19 protein-coding genes are annotated in these 19,733 nt (G+C 73.4%); 5 read left to right on the top strand and 14 right to left on the bottom strand.

Annotation, left to right across the window (positions count from 1 at the left end; genetic code table 11):
- Window positions 1-29: 29 nt before the first annotated feature.
- On the top strand, window positions 30-626 hold the full coding sequence (locus tag K7787_RS22670) for a TetR/AcrR family transcriptional regulator (protein ID WP_164388965.1): 597 nt from the start codon (window positions 30-32) through the stop codon (window positions 624-626).
- Window positions 627-871: 245 nt separating this feature from the next.
- On the opposite strand, the gene K7787_RS22665 is transcribed toward K7787_RS22670, so the two are convergent.
- Window positions 872-1,453, bottom strand: coding sequence for a M23 family metallopeptidase (locus K7787_RS22665; protein ID WP_009189905.1), 582 nt, complete (start codon window positions 1,451-1,453; stop codon window positions 872-874).
- Window positions 1,454-1,900: 447 nt separating this feature from the next.
- On the opposite strand from K7787_RS22665, the gene K7787_RS22660 reads away from it, so the two are divergent.
- On the top strand, window positions 1,901-2,587 hold the full coding sequence (locus tag K7787_RS22660) for an HAD family acid phosphatase (RefSeq protein WP_223002732.1): 687 nt from the start codon (window positions 1,901-1,903) through the stop codon (window positions 2,585-2,587).
- An 85-nt stretch (window positions 2,588-2,672) separates the two neighbouring features.
- Here the strand turns inward: K7787_RS22660 and K7787_RS22655 are convergent, their stop codons facing one another.
- Complete coding sequence (locus tag K7787_RS22655) at window positions 2,673-5,198, bottom strand: ATP-dependent Clp protease ATP-binding subunit (RefSeq protein WP_009189903.1); 2,526 nt, start codon at window positions 5,196-5,198, stop codon at window positions 2,673-2,675.
- 442 nt (window positions 5,199-5,640) lie between these two features.
- Here K7787_RS22655 and K7787_RS22650 point away from each other — a divergent pair, with 442 nt between their 5' ends.
- Window positions 5,641-6,459, top strand: a complete 819-nt coding sequence (locus K7787_RS22650; protein ID WP_223002731.1) for an SCO3374 family protein — start codon at window positions 5,641-5,643, stop codon at window positions 6,457-6,459.
- A gap of 217 nt (window positions 6,460-6,676) precedes the next feature.
- Here the strand turns inward: K7787_RS22650 and K7787_RS22645 are convergent, their stop codons facing one another.
- The 10 genes from K7787_RS22645 to K7787_RS22600 form a co-directional block, all read right to left on the bottom strand.
- Window positions 6,677-7,012 carry a histone-like nucleoid-structuring protein Lsr2 gene (locus K7787_RS22645; RefSeq protein ID WP_009189901.1) on the bottom strand — a complete coding sequence of 112 codons (336 nt, stop codon included), beginning with the start codon at window positions 7,010-7,012 and terminating at the stop codon, window positions 6,677-6,679.
- 212 nt (window positions 7,013-7,224) lie between these two features.
- Window positions 7,225-7,758: an amino-acid N-acetyltransferase gene (locus K7787_RS22640; RefSeq protein WP_009189900.1), complete on the bottom strand. Its 534-nt coding sequence runs from the start codon at window positions 7,756-7,758 to the stop codon at window positions 7,225-7,227.
- A gap of 9 nt (window positions 7,759-7,767) precedes the next feature.
- On the bottom strand, window positions 7,768-8,217 hold the full coding sequence (locus K7787_RS22635) for a BlaI/MecI/CopY family transcriptional regulator (RefSeq protein WP_233359823.1): 450 nt from the start codon (window positions 8,215-8,217) through the stop codon (window positions 7,768-7,770).
- Between the two features lie 308 nt (window positions 8,218-8,525).
- Window positions 8,526-8,702 (bottom strand): hypothetical protein, encoded by a 177-nt coding sequence (locus K7787_RS22630; RefSeq protein ID WP_169439781.1) that lies wholly within the window; start codon window positions 8,700-8,702, stop codon window positions 8,526-8,528.
- 54 nt (window positions 8,703-8,756) lie between these two features.
- On the bottom strand, window positions 8,757-9,458 hold the full coding sequence (locus K7787_RS22625; protein WP_223002730.1) for a serine/threonine-protein kinase: 702 nt from the start codon (window positions 9,456-9,458) through the stop codon (window positions 8,757-8,759).
- A gap of 509 nt (window positions 9,459-9,967) precedes the next feature.
- Window positions 9,968-10,765, bottom strand: coding sequence for a type III pantothenate kinase (locus tag K7787_RS22620; protein WP_009189896.1), 798 nt, complete (start codon window positions 10,763-10,765; stop codon window positions 9,968-9,970).
- Window positions 10,766-10,772: 7 nt separating this feature from the next.
- Window positions 10,773-11,750: a carboxylating nicotinate-nucleotide diphosphorylase gene (nadC, locus tag K7787_RS22615; protein ID WP_043261126.1), complete on the bottom strand. Its 978-nt coding sequence runs from the start codon at window positions 11,748-11,750 to the stop codon at window positions 10,773-10,775.
- A 5-nt stretch (window positions 11,751-11,755) separates the two neighbouring features.
- Window positions 11,756-13,489, bottom strand: coding sequence for an L-aspartate oxidase (locus K7787_RS22610; RefSeq protein WP_223002729.1), 1,734 nt, complete (start codon window positions 13,487-13,489; stop codon window positions 11,756-11,758).
- Window positions 13,486-14,577, bottom strand: coding sequence for a pantoate--beta-alanine ligase (panC, locus tag K7787_RS22605; protein WP_223002728.1), 1,092 nt, complete (start codon window positions 14,575-14,577; stop codon window positions 13,486-13,488). Before panC ends, K7787_RS22610 begins: the two co-directional genes overlap by 4 nt.
- A 211-nt stretch (window positions 14,578-14,788) precedes the next feature.
- Window positions 14,789-15,814 (bottom strand): Rossmann-like and DUF2520 domain-containing protein, encoded by a 1,026-nt coding sequence (locus K7787_RS22600; protein WP_164390969.1) that lies wholly within the window; start codon window positions 15,812-15,814, stop codon window positions 14,789-14,791.
- A gap of 173 nt (window positions 15,815-15,987) precedes the next feature.
- Here K7787_RS22600 and K7787_RS22595 point away from each other — a divergent pair, with 173 nt between their 5' ends.
- Window positions 15,988-17,214, top strand: coding sequence for a threonine aldolase family protein (locus K7787_RS22595; protein WP_223002727.1), 1,227 nt, complete (start codon window positions 15,988-15,990; stop codon window positions 17,212-17,214).
- A 122-nt stretch (window positions 17,215-17,336) separates the two neighbouring features.
- Here the strand turns inward: K7787_RS22595 and K7787_RS22590 are convergent, their stop codons facing one another.
- Window positions 17,337-17,576 (bottom strand): hypothetical protein, encoded by a 240-nt coding sequence (locus tag K7787_RS22590; protein WP_223002726.1) that lies wholly within the window; start codon window positions 17,574-17,576, stop codon window positions 17,337-17,339.
- 252 nt (window positions 17,577-17,828) lie between these two features.
- On the opposite strand from K7787_RS22590, the gene K7787_RS22585 reads away from it, so the two are divergent.
- Window positions 17,829-18,935 (top strand): DUF5937 family protein, encoded by a 1,107-nt coding sequence (locus K7787_RS22585; protein ID WP_223002725.1) that lies wholly within the window; start codon window positions 17,829-17,831, stop codon window positions 18,933-18,935.
- Window positions 18,936-19,061: 126 nt separating this feature from the next.
- Here K7787_RS22585 and K7787_RS22580 read toward each other — a convergent pair whose 3' ends face one another.
- The gene (locus tag K7787_RS22580) at window positions 19,062-19,694 is read right to left on the bottom strand and encodes an AAA family ATPase (RefSeq protein WP_164390963.1); all 633 of its coding nucleotides are present in this window, start codon (window positions 19,692-19,694) and stop codon (window positions 19,062-19,064) included.
- Window positions 19,695-19,733: the final 39 nt, after the last annotated feature.

Genomic DNA, 19,733 nt, shown 5'->3' with positions numbered 1-19,733 from the left:
AGTTTTCGGTAAGCGCGAGGAGTACGAGGATGGGCGGCACGATGGACGGCACCAAGCAGCAGCGCCGCGGAAACACCCGCCAGCGCATCCAGGACGTGGCCCTCGAACTCTTCGCCGAGCAGGGCTACGAGAAGACATCCCTGCGAGAGATCGCCGAGCGCCTCGACGTCACCAAGGCGGCGCTCTACTACCACTTCAAGACCAAGGAAGAGATCATCGTCAGTCTCTTCGAGGATCTGACGCAGCCGATCAGGGACCTGATCGAATGGGGCGGTCAGCAGCCGCACACCCTGGAGACCAAGCAGGAGATCGTCCGCCGCTACGACGAGGCGCTCACCGGGGCCGCCCCGCTGTTCCGCTTCATGCAGGAGAACCAGGCGACGGTGCGGGAACTGCGGATCGGCGAGACCTTCAAGGACTGGATGAGCGGTCTGCGCGAGATCATCATCGACCCGGACTCCGATCTGACCGACCAGGTCCGCTGCATCAGCGCCCTGTTCACGCTGCACGCCGGCATGTTCGTCATGCGGGACCTCGAAGGCGACCCCGACGACAAGCGCAAGGCCGTCCTGGAGGTCGCCATCGACCTGGTGACCCAGGCCCACCGGGGGTCGCACGGGGGCTGACGGGGCCCGCCGGGGGCCGTCGGGCGACGGCAGGGGACGGCAGGGGACGTCGGGCGATGGCGGGGGACGTCGGGCAATGGCAGGGGACGGGAACGCGGCAGCCGGCCCGGGGGCGGAAACGCCGTACCGCCGCCTGCTGGGGTCAGCAGACGGCGGTACGGGGGTGAAACGTTTGGCCGGTCAGCCGGTCGGCCGGTGCGTGAGCCGGCCGGCCGTCGGCCGCGTTCCGTTGGGGGGCGGTCGGGTCAGACCTTCACGCCGTGGGCGCGCAGGAAGACGACCGGGTTGACCGCGGAGCCGTAGTTCGGCGTGGTGCGGATCTCGAAGTGCAGGTGCGGACCGGTGGTGTTGCCGGTGTTGCCGGACAGGGCTATGTGCTGACCGGTGGCGACGACCTGGCCGACCTTCACGTCGATGCGCGAGAGGTGGGCGTACTGGGAGTACGTGCCGTTGCCGTGCTTGATGACGATGGCGTTGCCGTACGCCGGGCCGTCGCCGCCGCCGTTGGGGCCGGCCTTGACGACGGTGCCGCCGTGCGCGGCGACGACCTCGGTGCCGACCGGCACCGCGAAGTCCTGGCCGCTGTGCTTGTGCATCCAGTGGCTGCCGCCCTGGTCGAAGCTGGCGGTGAGGGTGTAGTGCTTCACCGGGTCGACCCAGGCGGCGGCCGACTTGGCGACGGTGGCGGTCGGGGCCGCCGCGGTCTCGGCGGCGGACGCTACTCCCGCGCCCATCGCGGCGGTGACTCCCAGGCCGGCGGCCAGGACGGCGGCACGGGTGCGGAGCTTGGCCGGACGGGCGGAACGGGACGTGGCGCGCTGGAACATCGAAACCTCTACGGGTGGGGGACAGATGAACCACCCGGAAGACCTGATGCCTTCGTCGGGCGGGCTCCACCTTGGTAACCCCGCCGGAGAGCCGCCCTCAAACACCCCTACTACGACGAAACCTAGTAATCGGGGACAGTGGCGCAGATCTCTTGACACTCCACCCAATTGGGACAAAAGCCCTGTAGAGACCCCATGGCATCCCATTTCGATGGACTAAGTGTCCGATTTATTAGTTCCTGTCCCCCACTAAGCCGCCTAGTACGGCCAGGGGCGCTTGTGCCGCTTGTCACCACGGAGAGGGGTGGAACCCCCCTCTTCTGTGACGGGCTTCATGTGGCGCCCGTCTCAGCAGGGTTACCGACTGGTAATCAATCGGTCGCCCTCCCGCCACCCTGTGCGACGAGCATGCTCACAACAATCCCGTCAGGACGCGAGAGGACCCCCATGAGCACAGGCACCTGGGCGCGCCGCACCGGTATGACCGCCGTCGCCACCGTCGCCGTGACCGCGCTGGCCGTCCCCGTGGGCGCGCAGGCGGCCACGGACGCCCCGGCCGCCGCCCCCGCGGCCGCCCCCGCGGCCGCCACGGCGCGCACCACGCCGGCGAGCACCGCCGAGGCCGCCGCCGCGTCCGGGAAGGTCGGCTACGACACCTGGCAGCAGGACTGCCGGGCCGTGATGGACCAGGCCCTGCCGTATCTGCGGGAGCGGATCGCGAGCGCCCGGCCCGGCGAGAAGCAGGCCGTCGTGCTGGACATCGACAACACGGCCCTGGAGACCGACTTCGGCTTCAGCTTCCCGCAGCCGGCCAACCAGCCCGTGCTGACGGCCGCCCGCTACGCCCAGGAGCACGGCGTCGCGCTGTTCTTCGTGACCGCCCGTCCGGGCGTCATCGCGGCCCCCACCGAGTGGAACCTGGAGCACGACGGCTACCGGGTCGCCGGGCTGCGCGTCCGCGGCCTGCTGGACCTCTTCAAGGACGTCGCCGCCTACAAGACGGCCCAGCGCGCCGCCATCGAGAAGGACGGCTACACGATCATCGCGAACATCGGCAACAGCCCGACCGACCTGTCCGGCGGCCACGCCGAGAAGACGTTCAAGCTGCCCGACTACGACGGCCAGCTGTCCTGACCCGGCACGGCATGCGAAAGGGGCCTGCCCCGGGACTTGAAGTCCCGGGGCAGGCCCCTTCTCGCCGTTCAGGCCGGGCGCGTGCTTACGCGTCCTTGCTCAGGTTCGGACCGGCTCCGCCGGCCGCCTGCTCGATCGGCGGCACGTCCGGCAGCGCCGACTTCTCCTCACCGCGGAAGGTGAAGGTCTTGTCGTCGCCCTCGCCCTCGGTGTCCACGACCACGATGTGACCGGGGCGCAGCTCGCCGAAGAGGATCTTCTCCGAGAGCGTGTCCTCGACCTCGCGCTGGATGGTCCGGCGCAGCGGCCGGGCGCCCAGGACGGGGTCGTAGCCCTTCTTGGCCAGCAGCTCCTTGGCGGACTGGGACAGCTCGATGCCCATGTCCCGGTCCTTGAGGCGCTCGTCCACCTTGCCGATCATCAGGTCGACGATCCGCAGGATGTCCTCCTGCGTGAGCTGCGGGAAGACGACCACGTCGTCGACGCGGTTGAGGAACTCGGGCCGGAAGTGCTGCTTCAGCTCGTCCGAGACCTTGTTCTTCATGCGCTCGTAGTTGGTCTTCGTGTCGCCCGAGGCCGCGAAGCCCAGGTTGAAGCCCTTGGAGATGTCCCGGGTGCCGAGGTTGGTCGTCATGATGATGACCGTGTTCTTGAAGTCCACGACCCGGCCCTGGGAGTCGGTCAGGCGACCGTCCTCCAGGATCTGCAGCAGCGAGTTGAAGATGTCCGGGTGGGCCTTCTCGACCTCGTCGAACAGGACGACCGAGAACGGCTTGCGGCGCACCTTCTCCGTCAGCTGGCCGCCCTCCTCGTAGCCCACGTAGCCGGGGGGCGAACCGAAGAGACGCGAAACCGTGTGCTTCTCGCTGAACTCCGACATGTCGAGGGAGATCAGCGCGTCCTCGTCGCCGAAGAGGAACTCCGCGAGCGCCTTGGACAGCTCGGTCTTACCGACGCCGGACGGGCCGGCGAAGATGAACGAGCCACCGGGACGCTTCGGGTCCTTCAGACCGGCGCGCGTACGGCGGATCGCCTTCGACAGCGCCTTGACGGCGTCGACCTGGCCGATGACCCGCTTGTGGAGCTCGTCCTCCATGCGGAGCAGACGGCTGGACTCCTCCTCGGTCAGCTTGAAGACCGGGATGCCGGTGGCCGTGGCGAGGACCTCGGCGATCAGCTCGCCGTCGACCTCGGCGACGACGTCCATGTCGCCGGCCTTCCACTCCTTCTCCCGCTTGGCCTTGGCGGCCAGGAGCTGCTTCTCCTTGTCGCGCAGGGAGGCGGCCTTCTCGAAGTCCTGCGAGTCGATCGCGGACTCCTTGTCCCGGCGGACACCGGCGATCTTCTCGTCGAACTCGCGCAGGTCCGGCGGCGCGGTCATCCGGCGGATGCGCATCCGGGAACCGGCCTCGTCGATCAGGTCGATCGCCTTGTCCGGCAGGAAGCGGTCCGAGATGTACCGGTCGGCCAGGGTGGCGGCCTGGACCAGCGCCTCGTCGGTGATCGAGACACGGTGGTGCGCCTCGTACCGGTCGCGCAGGCCCTTGAGGATCTCGATGGTGTGCGGCAGGGACGGCTCGGCGACCTGGATGGGCTGGAAGCGGCGCTCCAGGGCCGCGTCCTTCTCCAGGTGCTTGCGGTACTCGTCCAGCGTGGTGGCGCCGATGGTCTGCAGCTCACCGCGGGCCAGCATCGGCTTCAGGATCGAGGCGGCGTCGATCGCGCCCTCGGCGGCGCCCGCACCGACCAGCGTGTGCAGCTCGTCGATGAACAGGATGATGTCGCCGCGGGTGCGGATCTCCTTGAGCACCTTCTTCAGGCGCTCCTCGAAGTCACCGCGGTAGCGGGAGCCGGCGACCAGGGCGCCGAGGTCCAGGGTGTAGAGGTGCTTGTCCTTGAGGGTCTCGGGCACCTCGCCCTTGACGATGGCCTGGGCCAGCCCCTCGACGACGGCGGTCTTGCCGACGCCGGGCTCGCCGATCAGCACCGGGTTGTTCTTGGTACGGCGGGACAGCACCTGCATGACCCGCTCGATCTCCTTCTCGCGCCCGATCACCGGGTCGAGCTTGGACTCGCGAGCGGCCTGGGTGAGGTTCCGGCCGAACTGGTCGAGGACCAGGGACGTCGAGGGGGTGCCCTCGGCAGGGCCGCCGGCGGTGGCGGTCTCCTTGCCCTGGTAACCGGAGAGCAGCTGGATCACCTGCTGCCGCACCCGGTTGAGATCGGCGCCCAGCTTGACCAGGACCTGGGCGGCGACGCCCTCGCCCTCACGGATCAGGCCGAGCAGGATGTGCTCCGTGCCGATGTAGTTGTGACCCAGCTGAAGGGCCTCGCGGAGCGACAGCTCCAGGACCTTCTTGGCACGGGGGGTGAAGGGGATGTGGCCCGAGGGCGCCTGCTGGCCCTGGCCGATGATCTCCTCCACCTGCTGGCGGACCGCCTCGAGCGAAATCCCGAGGCTCTCAAGGGCCTTGGCGGCGACACCCTCACCCTCGTGGATCAGGCCCAGGAGGATGTGCTCGGTGCCGATGTAGTTGTGGTTGAGCATCCGGGCTTCTTCCTGAGCCAGGACGACAACCCGCCGCGCGCGGTCGGTGAACCTCTCGAACATCGTTAATCGCTCCTCAGAGCGGTCAGGCAGTGGGGGGAACTTCCCCTCCCTGTCCTTCCGCAGCTTAGTCCCGCAAGCGGGGACCGCTCATTCCAACTGCCGACACCGTCGATGGCCTCCTGACCCCGAACGCCGACATATGTCCCAACCCGATGGTGCGAGACGATGTTCCCGCAGGCCAGGCAGTTACCCCAGTCGCCAGTACGCCGATGGCGAACGTGAGACTCCTTTTCCCGGGTGCGTCCTGCGTGTCGCCCCCTCCCACTAGGCATCTCTTACCCGCTGGGACTGACACTCCATGCGGCGCACGCCGGTTCCCCCTCCGCTATGGGCGAACAACTTTGCGCCCCGACCGCGCCGCACGCCCCTTCCCGTTCGACACGATACGCGCACGGTGTGACACCCAGCGTAACTTTCACCCGCCCCGGGGGTTGCACCCGGCATGGTCGGCAGCCCTTCCACGGTCCCCGTTCCGCTCCCGCCGCCCCGTCGGCCGCCCGACTCCGACGCCGGGCACGGCGACGCCGGGGTGCGCCGCTGGTACGAGGAAGCGCTGGGCTGGGCGACCGCCCCCGGCTCTCCGGTGCGGCTGGTGGTGGGCGACCGCTTCGACGTGCTGGACGTGCCGCTGGAGGCGGGCCTCGCGGCGCTGCGCCATCTGGGTCCCGGGTCCCCGGCGGCCGTGCAGGGCGACCGGATGCGGCTGCCCGTCGCGGTGGGCGCCGCGGAGGAGCTGCCCGGGCTGCTGGAGTGGCTGGAGTGGGGTGCGCTCGACCCCGGGGTGGTGGGACTGGGCGCCGGCACGCTGATGGACGCGCCCATGCCGCCGGGGGCCGGGGCGCCGGTGGGTGCGCCGCCGCCGTCGCTGGGGGGCGGGCTGCTGCTGGGTGCGCGGCCGTTGGCCGGGGGCGGGACATCCGTGGGTGCGTTGCCGGCACAGGGGCGCGGGTTGCCGGCGGAGGCGCGGCGGTCGCCCGGAGGCGGGTCGTCGGCGGAGGCGTCGCGGGCGCAGGGGCCCGGACCGGTGGTGGGTGCGCCGTCGGTGGGTTCCGGGGTGCTGTTCGCGGGGCGGCGGGGGGCCGCCGTGTGGGTGCGGCCCCCGGTGCCCGGCCGCGCGGTCGAGCCGTCGCTGCCGGCGCTGTCGGCCCTGGGGGGCGGCGGAGAGGCCCCCGACCTCGTCCGCCTGGTGACCACACTGGCCACGGAGTGCCACCGCCTCCGCCTGCGCGAGGCGGCCGGACGACGGCCGGTACGGACCTGACTCCCCCGTACCCGCTCCACCGCCCGTGGGCTCTCGGGCCGGGAGGGCACCCGGCCCGGACCCGCCCGGCGGGCGGGCTACGGCCTGCGGGACGTCGTCGTGGCCGTCGTGGCCGTCGTACGACGGCGGATCCGTGGCCGGTCGTCGGGCGGGCCGGCGCCCTCCGGTCCCTCGGTGGGCCGGCGCCGGCCGTCGGGCCTGTCCAAGAGGGGCGGGATCAGCCGTTGGCCTTCTCGTAGGCCTCGCGGATGCTCGCGGGAACACGGCCGCGGTCGTTGACCTCCAGGCCGTTCTCCTTCGCCCAGGCGCGGATCTGCGCGGTGTCCTGGCTGCTGCCGGACGCGGCGCGCGCCTTTCCACGGCCGCCCGAAGCACGGCCACCGGTACGCCGGCCGTTCTTCAGGTAGGGCTCGAGAAGGCCACGGAGCTTGTCCGCATTGGCGGTGGTGAGATCAATCTCGTACGTCTTGCCGTCCAGCGCGAACGTCACGGTCTCGTCCGCCTCGCCGCCGTCGAGGTCGTCGACAAGAAGGACCTGAACCTTCTGTGCCACCGGATTTCCTTTCATCCATAACGTGCGGGCCGGGGTTGGTCGGCGTCCGCCGTTTAGCCACTGCCCCTTGTTATATGCAGTACTGCACTACGCCGGAAAGCAAACCGCGTTTGCGGAAAAAACACAAACCCCTGGGGAAGACCCGACCCCCCGACTACACCCGGAAACATGCGCGTTTCGGACATAGACACCCTTCGGGCCGCCTTGCCGATCTACAGATGCAGAAGCATCCGGCTGTTGCCCAGGGTGTTCGGTTTCACTCGTTCGAGACCGAGGAACTCCGCGACGCCCTCGTCATAGGAACGCAGCAGCTCCGCGTAGACATCGGTGTCGACGGGCGTCTCACCGATCTCCACGAAGCCGTGCTTGCCGAAGAACTCGACTTCGAAGGTCAGGCAGAATACGCGGCGAACGCCGAGCCAACGCGCGGTCTGGAGCAACTTCTCCAGCAGCCGGTGCCCGACGCCGGCGCCCCGCAGTCCCGGCTGGACGGCGAGCGTGCGCACTTCCGCCAGGTCCTCCCACATCACGTGCAGTGCGCCGCAGCCGACGACCTCCGCGTTGTCGTCCCGTTCGGCGACCCAGAACTCCTGGATGTCCTCGTAAAGCGTGACGGTCGCTTTGTCGAGCAGGATGCGGTCCCGGGTGTAGTCGTCCAGGAGTCGGCGTACGGCCGGGACATCGCCGGTGCGGGCCCGCCGTACGGTGATGGCTTTTGCGGAGACTTCGGAACGCTCTGCGGACATGAGCGGACGCTATCGCCCGCCGTCGCCGGGCGCCGAGCCGGGGTTCTGTCCGCCGGTTTCGGAGACGTCCGCGGCCGGGGCGGTATCCGGAACTCCGCCCGTGACTTCGGCGGGGGGCTCCGCCTCGGCTTCCGTGGTGCCCTCGACGATCCTTACGGCGTCGCGCAGGGCCCGTCGCTGTTCCTCGCTCATCATGCCGAAGAAGGCGACGAGAGCGGCGGCGGCGTTGTCACTCTGCGACCAGGCGTCGTTCATCAGTGCGGCGGCGTAGGCGGCCCGAGTGGACACCGCCTCATATCTATAGGCGCGCCCCTCGGCCTCGCGGCGCACCCAGCCCTTCTGATGGAGATTGTCCAAAACGGTCATCACCGTGGTGTACGCGATCGACCGTTCCTGTTGGAGGTCTTCCAGGACTTCTCGAACGGTCACCGGGCGGTTCCACTTCCACACCCGCGTCATGACCGCGTTCTCGAGTTCTCCCAATGGGCGAGGCACGACTCCGACCTTAGTAGGAAAACCGTCCCATGGCGTGCCGGACGTGCAGCTTGTCGGCAGACACGGACAAAAAGGTCGCGGGTCGGGGTGCGAGGGCGTGCAGGGGGGCGGGACGTGCGCACGCGTGCGTGCATGTGCGGGCGGGCACGGCGTGTGCGGGCGGGCACGGCGTGTGCGGGCATGCGCGTGCATGCATACGCTCACCGCCGGACCGGCCGTGCGGCGATCCGGCCGGCCGTACGGCGGTCCCGGCGGTGCGGTGCGCCGCTGTGTCAGGCCTCGGTGGAGGCGGCGCCCTGGCCGGCCTGCGTACGCGCGAGGGCGGCGTCGACGGCCGCGTCCTCCTTGGCCTTGGCGGCACCGCCCTGGGTCTTCACGATCACCCGGACCAGCGCGATGAAGAACACGGCCATGACGACCGGCGGAACGAGTGCGGCGACGTAGTCCATGGCACCAGGGTAGCCACGCCTACCGGACAAACAGGGGCGGGGTGGCCCTCGGCGTCACACCGCGGCGAGCCGCTGCTGCGGCTCGCCGGCGGGCGGGGACGGCTTGCGGCGCGGGAAGACCTCGCCCGGCGTGGGCACGGGGCGGCGTCCCGGCTGCGGGCCGCCGGGGGCGGGCGTGGGGCCGGGCGGGGCGGGAGCGGGCCGGGCGGGGCGCTCGGCGGGCTTCGGCGCGGGCTTCTTGGCGGGCTCGCCGCCGCTCCGGCCGGCCCGGGCGGCGGGCAGGACCGCGAGCGGCGAGCGGGCCGGGGCACGGGTGGGGGTGCGCGCCGCGTCGGGCGCCGGGGCGGGGCGCAGGGGGCTGCGGGAGGCCGGGACCGAGGGGCCGCCGGTCCACGCGCCGCAGCGGCGCAGGAGGGCGGCGGCGGTCGGGTTGCCGCGCAGGGCGCGCAGGGCGGCGAGGTCGTCGGGGCCGGGCCGGTGACCGGCGTCCAGCGCCTCCCGCAGCAGGGCGAAGTACCCGACGGCCGTGCCGGGCAGGGCGGCGCGGTAGCGGGCCAGGTCGGCCAACAGGAACGCGCGCAGCCGGGCGCCCTCGCGCATCGCCTCGTCGAGCGACTCGGCGAGGCGGAGACAGTCCTGCAGGTCCTCGGCGCGGGCGGGACGCAGATGAAGGGCGACGGCCAGGGCGCGGCGGAGCACACGCAGCTCCTCCGCGCCGAAGGCGATGCTGCCGCGGGTTCCGTATGGCGTGGGCATGGGCCGACCATACGCGCTAATCAGACAAATTCGACATAAGCGACGAACGTGGCGCGCGACTATGACACGTGCGGTCCACGTCCCCCTGCGCGGGTGTCCCCGCCGGGCCGCCGGGAAAGCGCGAGCGCCCTCGGACGACGGTCCGGTGGACGCGCTGGGGGCCGCCGCCAGATGCCCTGAGGTCGGCGGCGGGCGGCGGGCCTGCACCGCGGCGGCGGGCGGGAGACCGGGGCCGCCTCGCGCGCGGGTGCGCCGTCCGCCGTCGGCCTCGCGGACGCGGCCGGCGGGGTCACCGGCGCGGCATGGCGGCTGTCGCCGCGGATCGCCTCCCACGCGTGCGTGCATGCCGCCTCCCGTGGCCGGGCGACCGGTCACAGGACGGCGGCCTCGTGTGCCGGGCGCGCGGGCGTGACCGCCGGGGCGCCCTCGGTCCCGCCCCGAGGGGTGCGGGGCCGAGGGCGGGTGGGCCGAGGGCGGGTGGGCCGACGGCGGTGGGCCGAGGGTGGTGGTCAGGTGCGGGAGACGTTGCGTTCGTAGACCAGGCGGAGGCCGATCAGGGTCAGCCAGGGTTCGTGTTCGTCGATGGCCGTGGACTCGCCGAGGACCATCGGCGCCAGGCCGCCGGTCGCGATCACGGTGACGTCGTCCGGGTCGTCGGCGAGTTCGCGGGCCATGCGGCTCACCACCCCGTCGACCTGGCCGGCGAAGCCGTAGACGATGCCCGCCTGCATCGCCTCGACCGTGTTCTTGCCGATGACGCTGCGCGGCCGGGCCACCTCGATCTTGCGCAGCATCGCCGCCCGGACGCCGAGGGCCTCGACGGAGATCTCGATGCCGGGGGCGATGACCCCGCCGACGTACTCCCCGCGCGCGGAGACCGCGTCGAAGGTGGTCGCCGTGCCGAAGTCCACGACGATCGCCGGGCCGCCGTACAGCTCGTTGGCGGCGACCGCGTTGATGATGCGGTCGGCGCCGACCTCCTTGGGGTTGTCGAACAGGATCGGCACGCCCGTCTTGACGCCCGGCTCGACCAGGACGGCCGGCACGTCGCCGTAGTAGCGGCGCGTCACCTCGCGCAGTTCGTGCAGCACCGACGGGACGGTGGCGCAGATCGCGATGCCGTCGATGCCGTCGCCGAGTTCCTCGCCGAGCAGCGGGTGCATGCCCATCAGGCCCTGGAGCAGCACCGCCAGTTCGTCGGCGGTGCGGCGGGCGTCGGTGGAGATGCGCCAGTGCTCGACGATGTCCTCCCCGTCGAACAGCCCGAGGACGGTGTGCGTGTTGCCTACGTCGATCGTCAGGAGCATGGCCGCCCTACTCCGCCTCGCGCAGGTCCAGGCCGATGTCCAGGATCGGCGAGGAGTGCGTCAGGGAGCCCACGGCCAGGAAGTCGACGCCGGTCTCCGCGTACGCCCGGGCGTTGTCCAGGGCGAGCCGGCCCGACGCCTCCAGCAGCGCCCGGCCGTCGACGACGGCCACGGCCTCCTCGCACTCGCCGGGCGTGAAGTTGTCCAGCAGGATCAGGTCGGCGCCGGCGTCCACGACCTCGCGCAGCTGGTGCAGGGTGTCGACCTCGACCTCGATCGGCACCTCCGGGAAGGCCTCGCGCACGGCCTTGAAGGCGGCCGCGACGCCGCCGGCGGCGATCACGTGGTTGTCCTTGACCAGCGCGGCGTCCGACAGCGACATGCGGTGGTTGACGCCGCCGCCGCAGCGGACGGCGAACTTCTCCAGCGACCTGAGGCCCGGCGTGGTCTTGCGGGTGTCGCGCACCTTCGCCTTGGTGCCCTCCAGGACGTCCGCCCACGCGCGCGTGGCGGTGGCGATGCCGGACAGGCGGCACAGCAGGTTCAGCGCGCTGCGCTCGGCGGTCAGCAGGTCGCGGGTGCGCGTGGTGACCGACAGCAGCTTCTGGCCGGCCTCGACGCGGTCGCCGTCCTCGACGTGCCGCTCGACCTCGAACTCGTCGGTGCACACCACCGACAGGACCGCCTCGGCGACCCGCAGGCCGGCCACCACGCCGGCCTCGCGCGCGGTGAAGTCGCCGGTGGCCACGGCGTCCTCGGGGATGGTCGCGACGGTCGTCACGTCCTCCCCGTGCGCCAGGTCTTCCTGGATGGCGACGTTGGCGACGTCCTCGACCTCGATCGGGTCGAGTCCGGCGTCGATCAGCAGCTGGGCGAGCGCGGGGTCGAGCCCGCACTCCGCGTACTCCTCGTCGGCGTCCGCGCCGCAGGCACAGCCGTCGCCGCAGCCGCCGGCGGGGGCGAGGGGAAGGTCTTCGGTGCTCACTTGGGTCACTGCTCCTGGGGACGGCGGGCCGCGGGGGCCGCGGGGCGGGTCGGGGGGAAGTCTGCCGTGTCGGTGGTGTGCACGTCGGGCGTCCGGTCCGCGTTCAGCCGTACGACGATGTGGCGGCGCCAGTGCGCGTCGTCGCGCTCGGGGCGGTCCTCGCGCCAGTGGCAGCCGCGGGTCTCCTCGCGCAGCCGGGCGGCGGCGACCAGGACGCGGGCCACGCACAGGAGGTTGGTGGCCTCCCAGGTGTCGACGCCGGGCTCGGCGGTCTTGCCGTCCTCGGCGAGGGAGCCGCGCGCCTGTGCGTACAGCTCGTCGAGCCGGTCGGCGGCGCCGGCCAGGGAGGCGGCGGAGCGCAGGACGCCCGCGCCCTCGGTCATGATCCGCTGGATCGCGAACCGGGTCTCCGGGGCGAGCAGCGGGTGCGCGGGCCGCTCGGCGCGCGGGGCGGGCTGCGGCACGCGCGCGTGCAGGGCGCCCGCGGCGCGCTCGCGCGCGATGTCGGCGGCGATCCGCTCGGCGTAGACGAGCCCTTCGAGCAGGGAGTTGGAGGCGAGCCGGTTGGCGCCGTGCACGCCGGTGCAGGCGACCTCCCCGCACGCGTACAGGCCGGGCACGGTGGTGCGGCCCTGGGAGTCGGTGCGCACGCCGCCGGAGGCGTAGTGGGCGGCCGGGGCGACCGGGATGGGCTCGGTGACCGGGTCGATGCCGTGCGCCCGGCAGGCGGCCAGGATCGTCGGGAAGCGGTGCTCCCACATCTCGGCGCCGAAGTGCCGGGCGTCCAGGAGCATGTGTTCGGCGCCCTGTTCCAGCATCCGCCGAGTGATGCCCTTGGCGACGATGTCGCGCGGCGCCAGCTCGGCCAGTTCGTGCTGGCCCACCATGAAGCGCACGCCGTCGGCGTCCACCAGGTGGGCGCCCTCGCCGCGCACGGCCTCCGAGACGAGCGGCTGCTGGCCCTCGGCGTCCGGGCCGAGGAAGAGCACGGTCGGGTGGAACTGCACGAACTCCAGGTCGGACACCTCGGCGCCCGCGCGCAGGGCGAGCGCGACGCCGTCGCCGGTGGACACGGACGGGTTGGTGGTCGCGGAGAACACCTGGCCCATGCCGCCGGTCGCCAGCACCACCACGGGCGCGTGCACGGCGCCCACGCCGTCGTGCTGGCCCTCGCCCATGACGTGCAGGGTCACTCCGGCGGTGCGGCCGTCGGCGTCGGTGAGCAGGTCGAGGACGAGCGCGTTCTCGATCGTGCGCAGCCCGCGCGCGCGGACCGCCTCCACCAGCGCCCGGGAGACCTCGGCGCCGGTCGCGTCGCCGCCCGCGTGGGCGATCCGGCGGCGGTGGTGGCCGCCCTCGCGGGTGAGCTGGATGGAGCCGGCGTCGTCGGTGTCGAAGTGCGCGCCGGTGGAGATCAGCCGCCGTACCGCGTCGGGGCCCTCGGTGACGAGAACCCGTACGGCCTCCTCGTCGCACAGGCCGACGCCCGCGACCAGGGTGTCGTCCAGGTGCTGTTCGGGGGTGTCGCCCTCGCCGAGGGCCGCCGCGATGCCGCCCTGCGCCCAGCGCGTGGAGCCGTCGTCCAGGCGGGCCTTGGTGACGACGACCGTGTCCAGGCCGCTCGCCGCGCAGCGCAGGGCCGCGGTGAGGCCGGCCACGCCGGAGCCGACGACCACGACGTCCGCGTCGATGGACCACCCGGGCTCGGGCGCGTGCAGTCGTATGCCTGTGCTGGTCACGAGGCGGCTCCGGGGGATTCGTGGGTCGCGGGGGACACGGGGGGTACGGGGGCGGAGCCGGGCCCGGAGGCCGTGTGCGCCTCCCGGGTCCCGGGGGCTTCGCCCGTGCCGAAGGCGAGGGGCAGGTTGTCGATCAGCCGGGTCGCGCCGACCCGGGCGGCGACGGCGAGGACGGCCTCGCCGGTGAAGTCGTCGTCGATCTCGGTGAAGTCGGACGGGTCGACCAGGGCCAGGTAGTCCAGTTCGAGCGGCGGGTCCAGCCGGGCGGCCTCGTCCAGGACCAGCCGGGCGGCGGCCCGCACGGCGGCGGCCGCGCCCGGGGTGGCCTTGGCCACGGCGGCGGCGTCGGCCGCCGCGCGGGACTCCCCGAGCGCGCTCAGCGCCTCGGCACGCGCGCGCGTGGCGGGCACCTCGCGGGCCCGCGCGCGCAGCGCCTCCTGCGCGGCGTGCCGGTCGCGGCCGGCGAACAGCGCCTGGGACAGGGCGAGCGCGGTGCGCCGCTCGGCCGCGGAGAGGTAGCGGTTGCGGCTGGACAGGGCCAGGCCGTCGGCCTCCCGCACGGTCGGCACGCCGACGATCTCCACGCCGAAGTTCAGATCGCGCACCATGCGCCGGATCAGGGCGAGCTGCTGGGCGTCCTTCTGACCGTAGAGGGCGACGTCGGGGCGGGTGAGGTGCAGCAGCTTGCCGACGACGGTGAGCATGCCGTCGAAGTGGCCGGGCCGCGAGGCGCCCTCCAGGCGCTCCCCCATGGGTCCCGCGGTGATCCGGACCTGCGGTTCGCCGCCCGGGTAGACCTCGTCCGCCGAGGGCGCGAACACGATGTCGGCGCCCGCCTGCTCGGCCACCTTGAGGTCGGCGTCCAGGGTGCGCGGGTAGCGGTCCAGGTCCTCGCCCGCGCCGAACTGCAACGGGTTGACGAAGACGGTCACGACGACCTCGCCGTCGCTCCCGGCGATCTCCCGGGCGGCCCGGACCAGGGTGGCGTGGCCCTCGTGCAGGGCGCCCATCGTCATCACGACGGCCCGGCGGCCTCGGCGCACGCGCGCGTGCAGCTCCTCGGCGGTGCGCAGCAGGGTCGTGGTCATCGGGCGTCTCCGTTCTCGGGCGCCGGTGTCGCCGGGCGGCCCTGCGCTGCGTTCTCGGGCGCCGTCCGGGCCGTCGCGTACGCGGTCGGCGCGGGAGCGGCGGTGCGGGTCGGGGCGGTGCGGGTCGGGGCGGCGGCTCCCGCGCGGCGGCGGCCGGGGCCCGTCGGGCGTCCCGTACGGCCGCCGGTGCCTGCCGAGTGCCCCGCGCGGGTCATCGGGTACCCCCCTGACCGGCGTCCGGGCCGTCGCTGTCAGGACCGTCGCCGTCCGGGCCGTCCGGACCGTCGAAGTCGCGGCCGGCGGTGTCCGGGCCGCCCGTGCCCGGGCCGCCGGTCGTGCCGTCGGCGAGGACCTCCAGCAGGTCCTCGGCCAGTTCGGGCTTGAGCAGGCCGGCGGCGAGGGCGCGGTCGGCGGTGGCGCGGGCCATCGCCAGGTAGCCGGCGAGGGTCTGCGGGGCGTACCGGCGCAGTTCGGCGACGTGCGCGGCGACCGTGCCCGCGTCACCGCGCGCGACGGGGCCGGTGAGGGCGGCGTCGCCGGAGCGCAGGGAGTTGTCCAGGGCGGCGCCGAGCAGCGGGCCGAGCATCCGGTCGGGGGCCTCGACGCCTGCCTCGCGCAGCAGCTCCATGGCCTGCGCGACCAGGGTGACCAGGTGGTTGGCGCCCAGGGCGAGCGCCGCGTGGTACAGCGGGCGCCGGTCCTCGGCGATCCACTCCGGTTCGCCGCCCATCTCGATGACCAGGGCCTCGGCGGCCATGCGCAGCTCCTCGGGGGCGGTGACGCCGAAGGAGCAGCCGGCCAGCCGCTGCACGTCCACGGGGGTGCCCGTGAAGGTCATCGCCGGGTGCAGGGCCAGCGGCAGCGCGCCCGCGCGCAGGGCGGGGTCGAGCACCCTCGCGCCGTACCGCCCGGAGGTGTGCACGAGCAGCTGGCCGGGCCGTACGGCGCCGGTCTCGGCGAGGCCCGCGACCAGGCCGGGCAGGGCGTCGTCGGGGACGGTCAGGAGCACCAGCTCGGCGCGGTCCAGGACCTCGGCGGGCGACACCAGGGGCACGTCGGGGAGCATCAGTTCGGCGCGCCGCCGGGAGGCGTCGGAGACGCCCGAGACGGCCACCGGGCGGTGCCCGGCGAGCTGGAGGGACGCGGCGAGCGCGGGCCCCACCCGGCCGGCGCCGACGACGCCGACGGTGAGCCGCGCGGGGCGGTCCCTGGGATCTGGCTGTTGGCTGCTACTCACGCGACGGTGGCCTTCCCGTTCCAGTCCGCTCCGGGTACCGGACGATTTCTCGTCATGTTAACGCTATCGGGTCCGCGGGCGTCCGGCCGTCCACAGGCTGTGGGCTTCGGCACGCTGCGCGGGCGCGGAAATGCGGGTGCCCGCGTACGCCGGCGCGCGGGATGATCCGGGGTATGGACGACACGGCGGAACAAGACCCCGAGCAGGACGACCGGACGGACGACGCGGAGCGGCCGTCGGACGAGGAGCGGCGCAAGCGGCTCCGGGACCGGCGCGTGGGCGCGTCCCGGAGTGCGGAGCGGGTGCTCTCGCGCCCCGGGTTCCTCGGCACGCTCCGGGAGCGGATCGCGCTGCTGGACCGGGCGGCGGAGGTGTACGACCTCGACGAGGCGTCCGACATGTACGGCGGCGGGGTCGTCGCCGCCCTGGAGGAGAAGGTCGCCGGACTGCTCGGCAAGGAGGCCGCCGTCTTCTTCCCGACCGGCACGATGGCGCAGCAGGTCGCCCTGCGCTGCTGGGCGGCCCGGACCGGGAACCCGGCCGTGGCGCTGCACGCCCTGTCCCACCCCGAGGTGCACGAACGGCACGCGCTGAGCCAGGTCGGCGGGCTGCGCCCGGTGCGGGTGACCGGGGAGTCCCGGCTGCCGACCGCCGCCGAGGTGCGCGGCCTGGACGAGCCGTTCGGCGCGCTGATGCTGGAGCTGCCGCTGCGGGACGCCGGTTTCCTCCTGCCCGCCTGGGAGGAGCTGACCGAGGTGGTCGAGGCGGCGCGCGAGCGCGAGGCGGTGGTGCACTTCGACGGCGCGCGCCTGTGGGAGTCCACCGTGCACTTCGGCCGTCCGCTGACGGAGATCGCGGACCTGGCCGACAGCGTCTACGTGTCGTTCTACAAGTCCCTCGGCGGCTACGGCGGCGCGGCCCTCGCCGGTCCCGCGGAACTGGCCGAGGAGGCCAGGGCCTGGCGGCACCGGTACGGCGGGGCGGTGTTCCAGCAGTTCCCGACGGCCCTGTCGGCGCTGATCGGCCTCGCCGAGGAGCTGCCCCGGCTGCCGGAGTACGTGCGGCACGCGCGCGTGGTGGCCGCCGCGCTGCGCGAGGGGTTCGCGGCGGCCGGCCTGCCCTGGGCGCGGGTGCACCCCGAGGTCCCGCACACCCACGAGTTCCAGCTCTGGCTGCCGTACGAACCGGACGTGGTCGCGAGGGCGGCGGTCCGGACGGCCGAGGAGACCGGGACGATGCTGTTCGCCGACGCCTGGGAACCCGGCGGCCCGGGACTGGCCCGCACCGAGGTCTCCGTGCGCGCGGCCGGTTTGGAGTGGACGGCGGACGACGTACGGGCGGCGGTCGCCGAGTTCACCGCCCGGCTGGTGGAGGAGACGGGGCGCGCGGGCGGCGCGTAGGCGGGCCGTCGCCCGGCGGCCGGTTCCGGCGGGCGGTTCCGGCGGGGTGTGGGCCGGGAGCAGCGGGGCGAACGCGGGTGCGGGGCGGGGTCAGCGGGGCGAGCGCAGGCGCGGGCCGGGGGTCAGCGGGGCGAGCGCGGGTGCGGGTGGGCCCACCTGGACCACAGGCCCCGCAGCCGCCCGGCCCGCGGTCGCCGCAGCCGGCCGTGGGCGGGGCGGCCCGCCAGGACCGCGCGGAACCGCCGGTACTCGCCGAGTTCGCGCACGACCTGCCAGTCGTGGCGGCCCGGAGCGGGCGGGAGCGGCTCGCCGTGCTGCCGGGCGCGGTACACGTCGAGGGCGTACTGCTGGGTGATGCTCATGCCGAAGCCTCTTCCGGGGGTGGAGGACGGGTGCCCGGGCGGACCGCGGGGCGACGGGACCACGGGACGGCGACCGGTGCGTCGCAGGTCTCGGGCCGCGGGAGGGCACGGGAAGGGAAGTCCGGGGGCGGGGGGTCTCGCCGGCCGCCCCGGTGGTCCCAGCCTGCGCCCGTGGGCCGGTCCGAGTCGCCCCGATTGACGGGGGCCGTCAATCGGGGCGGCGTTGTCAGTGGGGGCGTGCACCATGGGTTCATGAGCGTGCGCATCGACATCGCGGGACTGCGGCCGGACCAGGTCGCCGTCGTGCCCTCCCCCCTGGCCGAGCTGGGCATGGCGCTGCACACGCTGTCCGAGCCGCAGCACCACCCGGGGCTCCAGGGCTGGGTCACGGGCGTCACCGCCCGGCTCGACTCGCACCTGGCGGACCGGATGTGCGAGGCCGACTTCCTGTGGCGGACGACGTTCTCCGACCTGTTCCTGCCGTACGCGGGCATCCCCGGCGCCACCGCGCTGCCCGGCGCGACCCTCGCCGAAGAGCTGGATCTGCTGGACAAGCTCTCCGACGAGCAGTTCGTGGACGCGGCCCTGGAGTTCACCTGCGCCCTGCCCTACAGCCACCCCGGTCCGGGCCCGCTCTCCGATACGGCCCTGCGCCGCCGCGCCCTGGAGCTGGCCGCCGCGCGCGGGCCGCAGCAGGTGCGTTTCACCGAGCGGCTGCTGACCGACCCGCCGCGCATCCGGGCCTGGCTGCGGCAGTTCCTCACGGACTGCGACGAGGCCTTCTTCGCGGAGACCTGGTCCCGGCTGCGCCACCAACTGGCCGCCGACGCCCGGCACAAGACGGAGCTGCTGCGGCACAAGGGCCTGGCCGAGGCGCTGGCCGCGGTCTCGCCCGCCCTGGCGCTGGACGACACGGCGGGCCGGATCACCGTCGACAAGCTCGGCGAGGGGCGTACGGCGACCAGGGCCGGCGGCCTGCTGCTGGTGCCGACCAGCCTGGGCCGGCCGCATCTGATGGTCCTGCACCGCTACGGCTGGCACCCCGTGCTGCACTACCCGGTCGGCCCGGCGGAGCTGGCCGCGCCGCTCTCGGTGGAGCAGCTGACCCTGCGGATGTCCGCGCTGTCCCATCCGGTGCGGATGCGGCTGTGCCGGAGCCTGGCCCGCAGCGCGTTCACCACCAGCGAGCTGACCCACGCGCACGGCATGTCCGCGCCCGAGATATCCCGGCACCTGAGCGTGCTGAAGAAGGCGGGCCTGGTCACCACCCGACGCCGCGGCCGGTACGTCTACCACCAGCTGGACGTGACGACGGTGGCCCGGCTGGGCAGCGACTTCCTGGAGAGCGTGCTGCGGTAGGGGTTTCCTGGGAAGCGCCCTGCGGCAGGGGCTTCTCGGCGAGCGCCCTGCGCCGGGGGCGGCGCGGTGCGCCGCGGTCGGCGGCCCCTCTGCGTTCAGCGGCCCCCTGCGTTCGGCGCCCCCCGGTCAGTCGAGGCGGATGTGCCGGATGCCCACGCCCGCCTGCCGCAGCCGGGTCCGCAGCGCGCCCTCCGTGTTGGGCCGCAGGGTCAGCCCGGACAGGACCGCGATCCGCTCGGCGGTCCGCGGCACGGTCGAGTGGTCGGTCCACAGATGCTCGGCGAACTCCGGTTCGGCGAGCCGCTCAAGGCAGTGGTCGAGCTGTTCCACGGCCCAGCTCTCCCTGGCCGGACCCGATCGCTTGCCTGCGGCGTACCGCAGAACGCGTCCGAAGCCGCGCTCGCGCAGCCGCCGCAGTACGGTCTCGCGCTGTGCGAGGAGGGTGAAGTGCCGTACGTCGTGTCCGCGTTCGCGCAGCCGGCCGACGGTCTCGGCGAAGTGGCCGGGGTCGGTCACGGTCATCGGGACGATCACGTCGCCGTCGTGCCGGGCGAGGACCTGGTCGAGGACCTCGGTCACGCCCTGCCGCCAGGCGGCCAACTCGCGGAAGTCACCGCGCAGTTCCGGCGGGAACATCCGGCGCAGCCCGAAGCCGGCGTGCTCGGGATCGCAGATCACGCTGCCCGGCAGTCGGCGCCGCAGCTCGTGCGCGGTCTGCGTCTTGCCGCCCCCGAAGGGGCCGTTGATCCACAGCAGCATGCGGGCGACTGTAGACCCTGGCGGAGCCGCACGTCCCCG

The organism is Streptomyces sennicomposti (genome assembly GCF_019890635.1).
GTDB classification, from domain to species: domain Bacteria; phylum Actinomycetota; class Actinomycetes; order Streptomycetales; family Streptomycetaceae; genus Streptomyces; species Streptomyces sennicomposti.
Note: the sequence above shows the minus strand (reverse complement) of the source record. Positions and strands in the feature narration are given on the sequence as shown.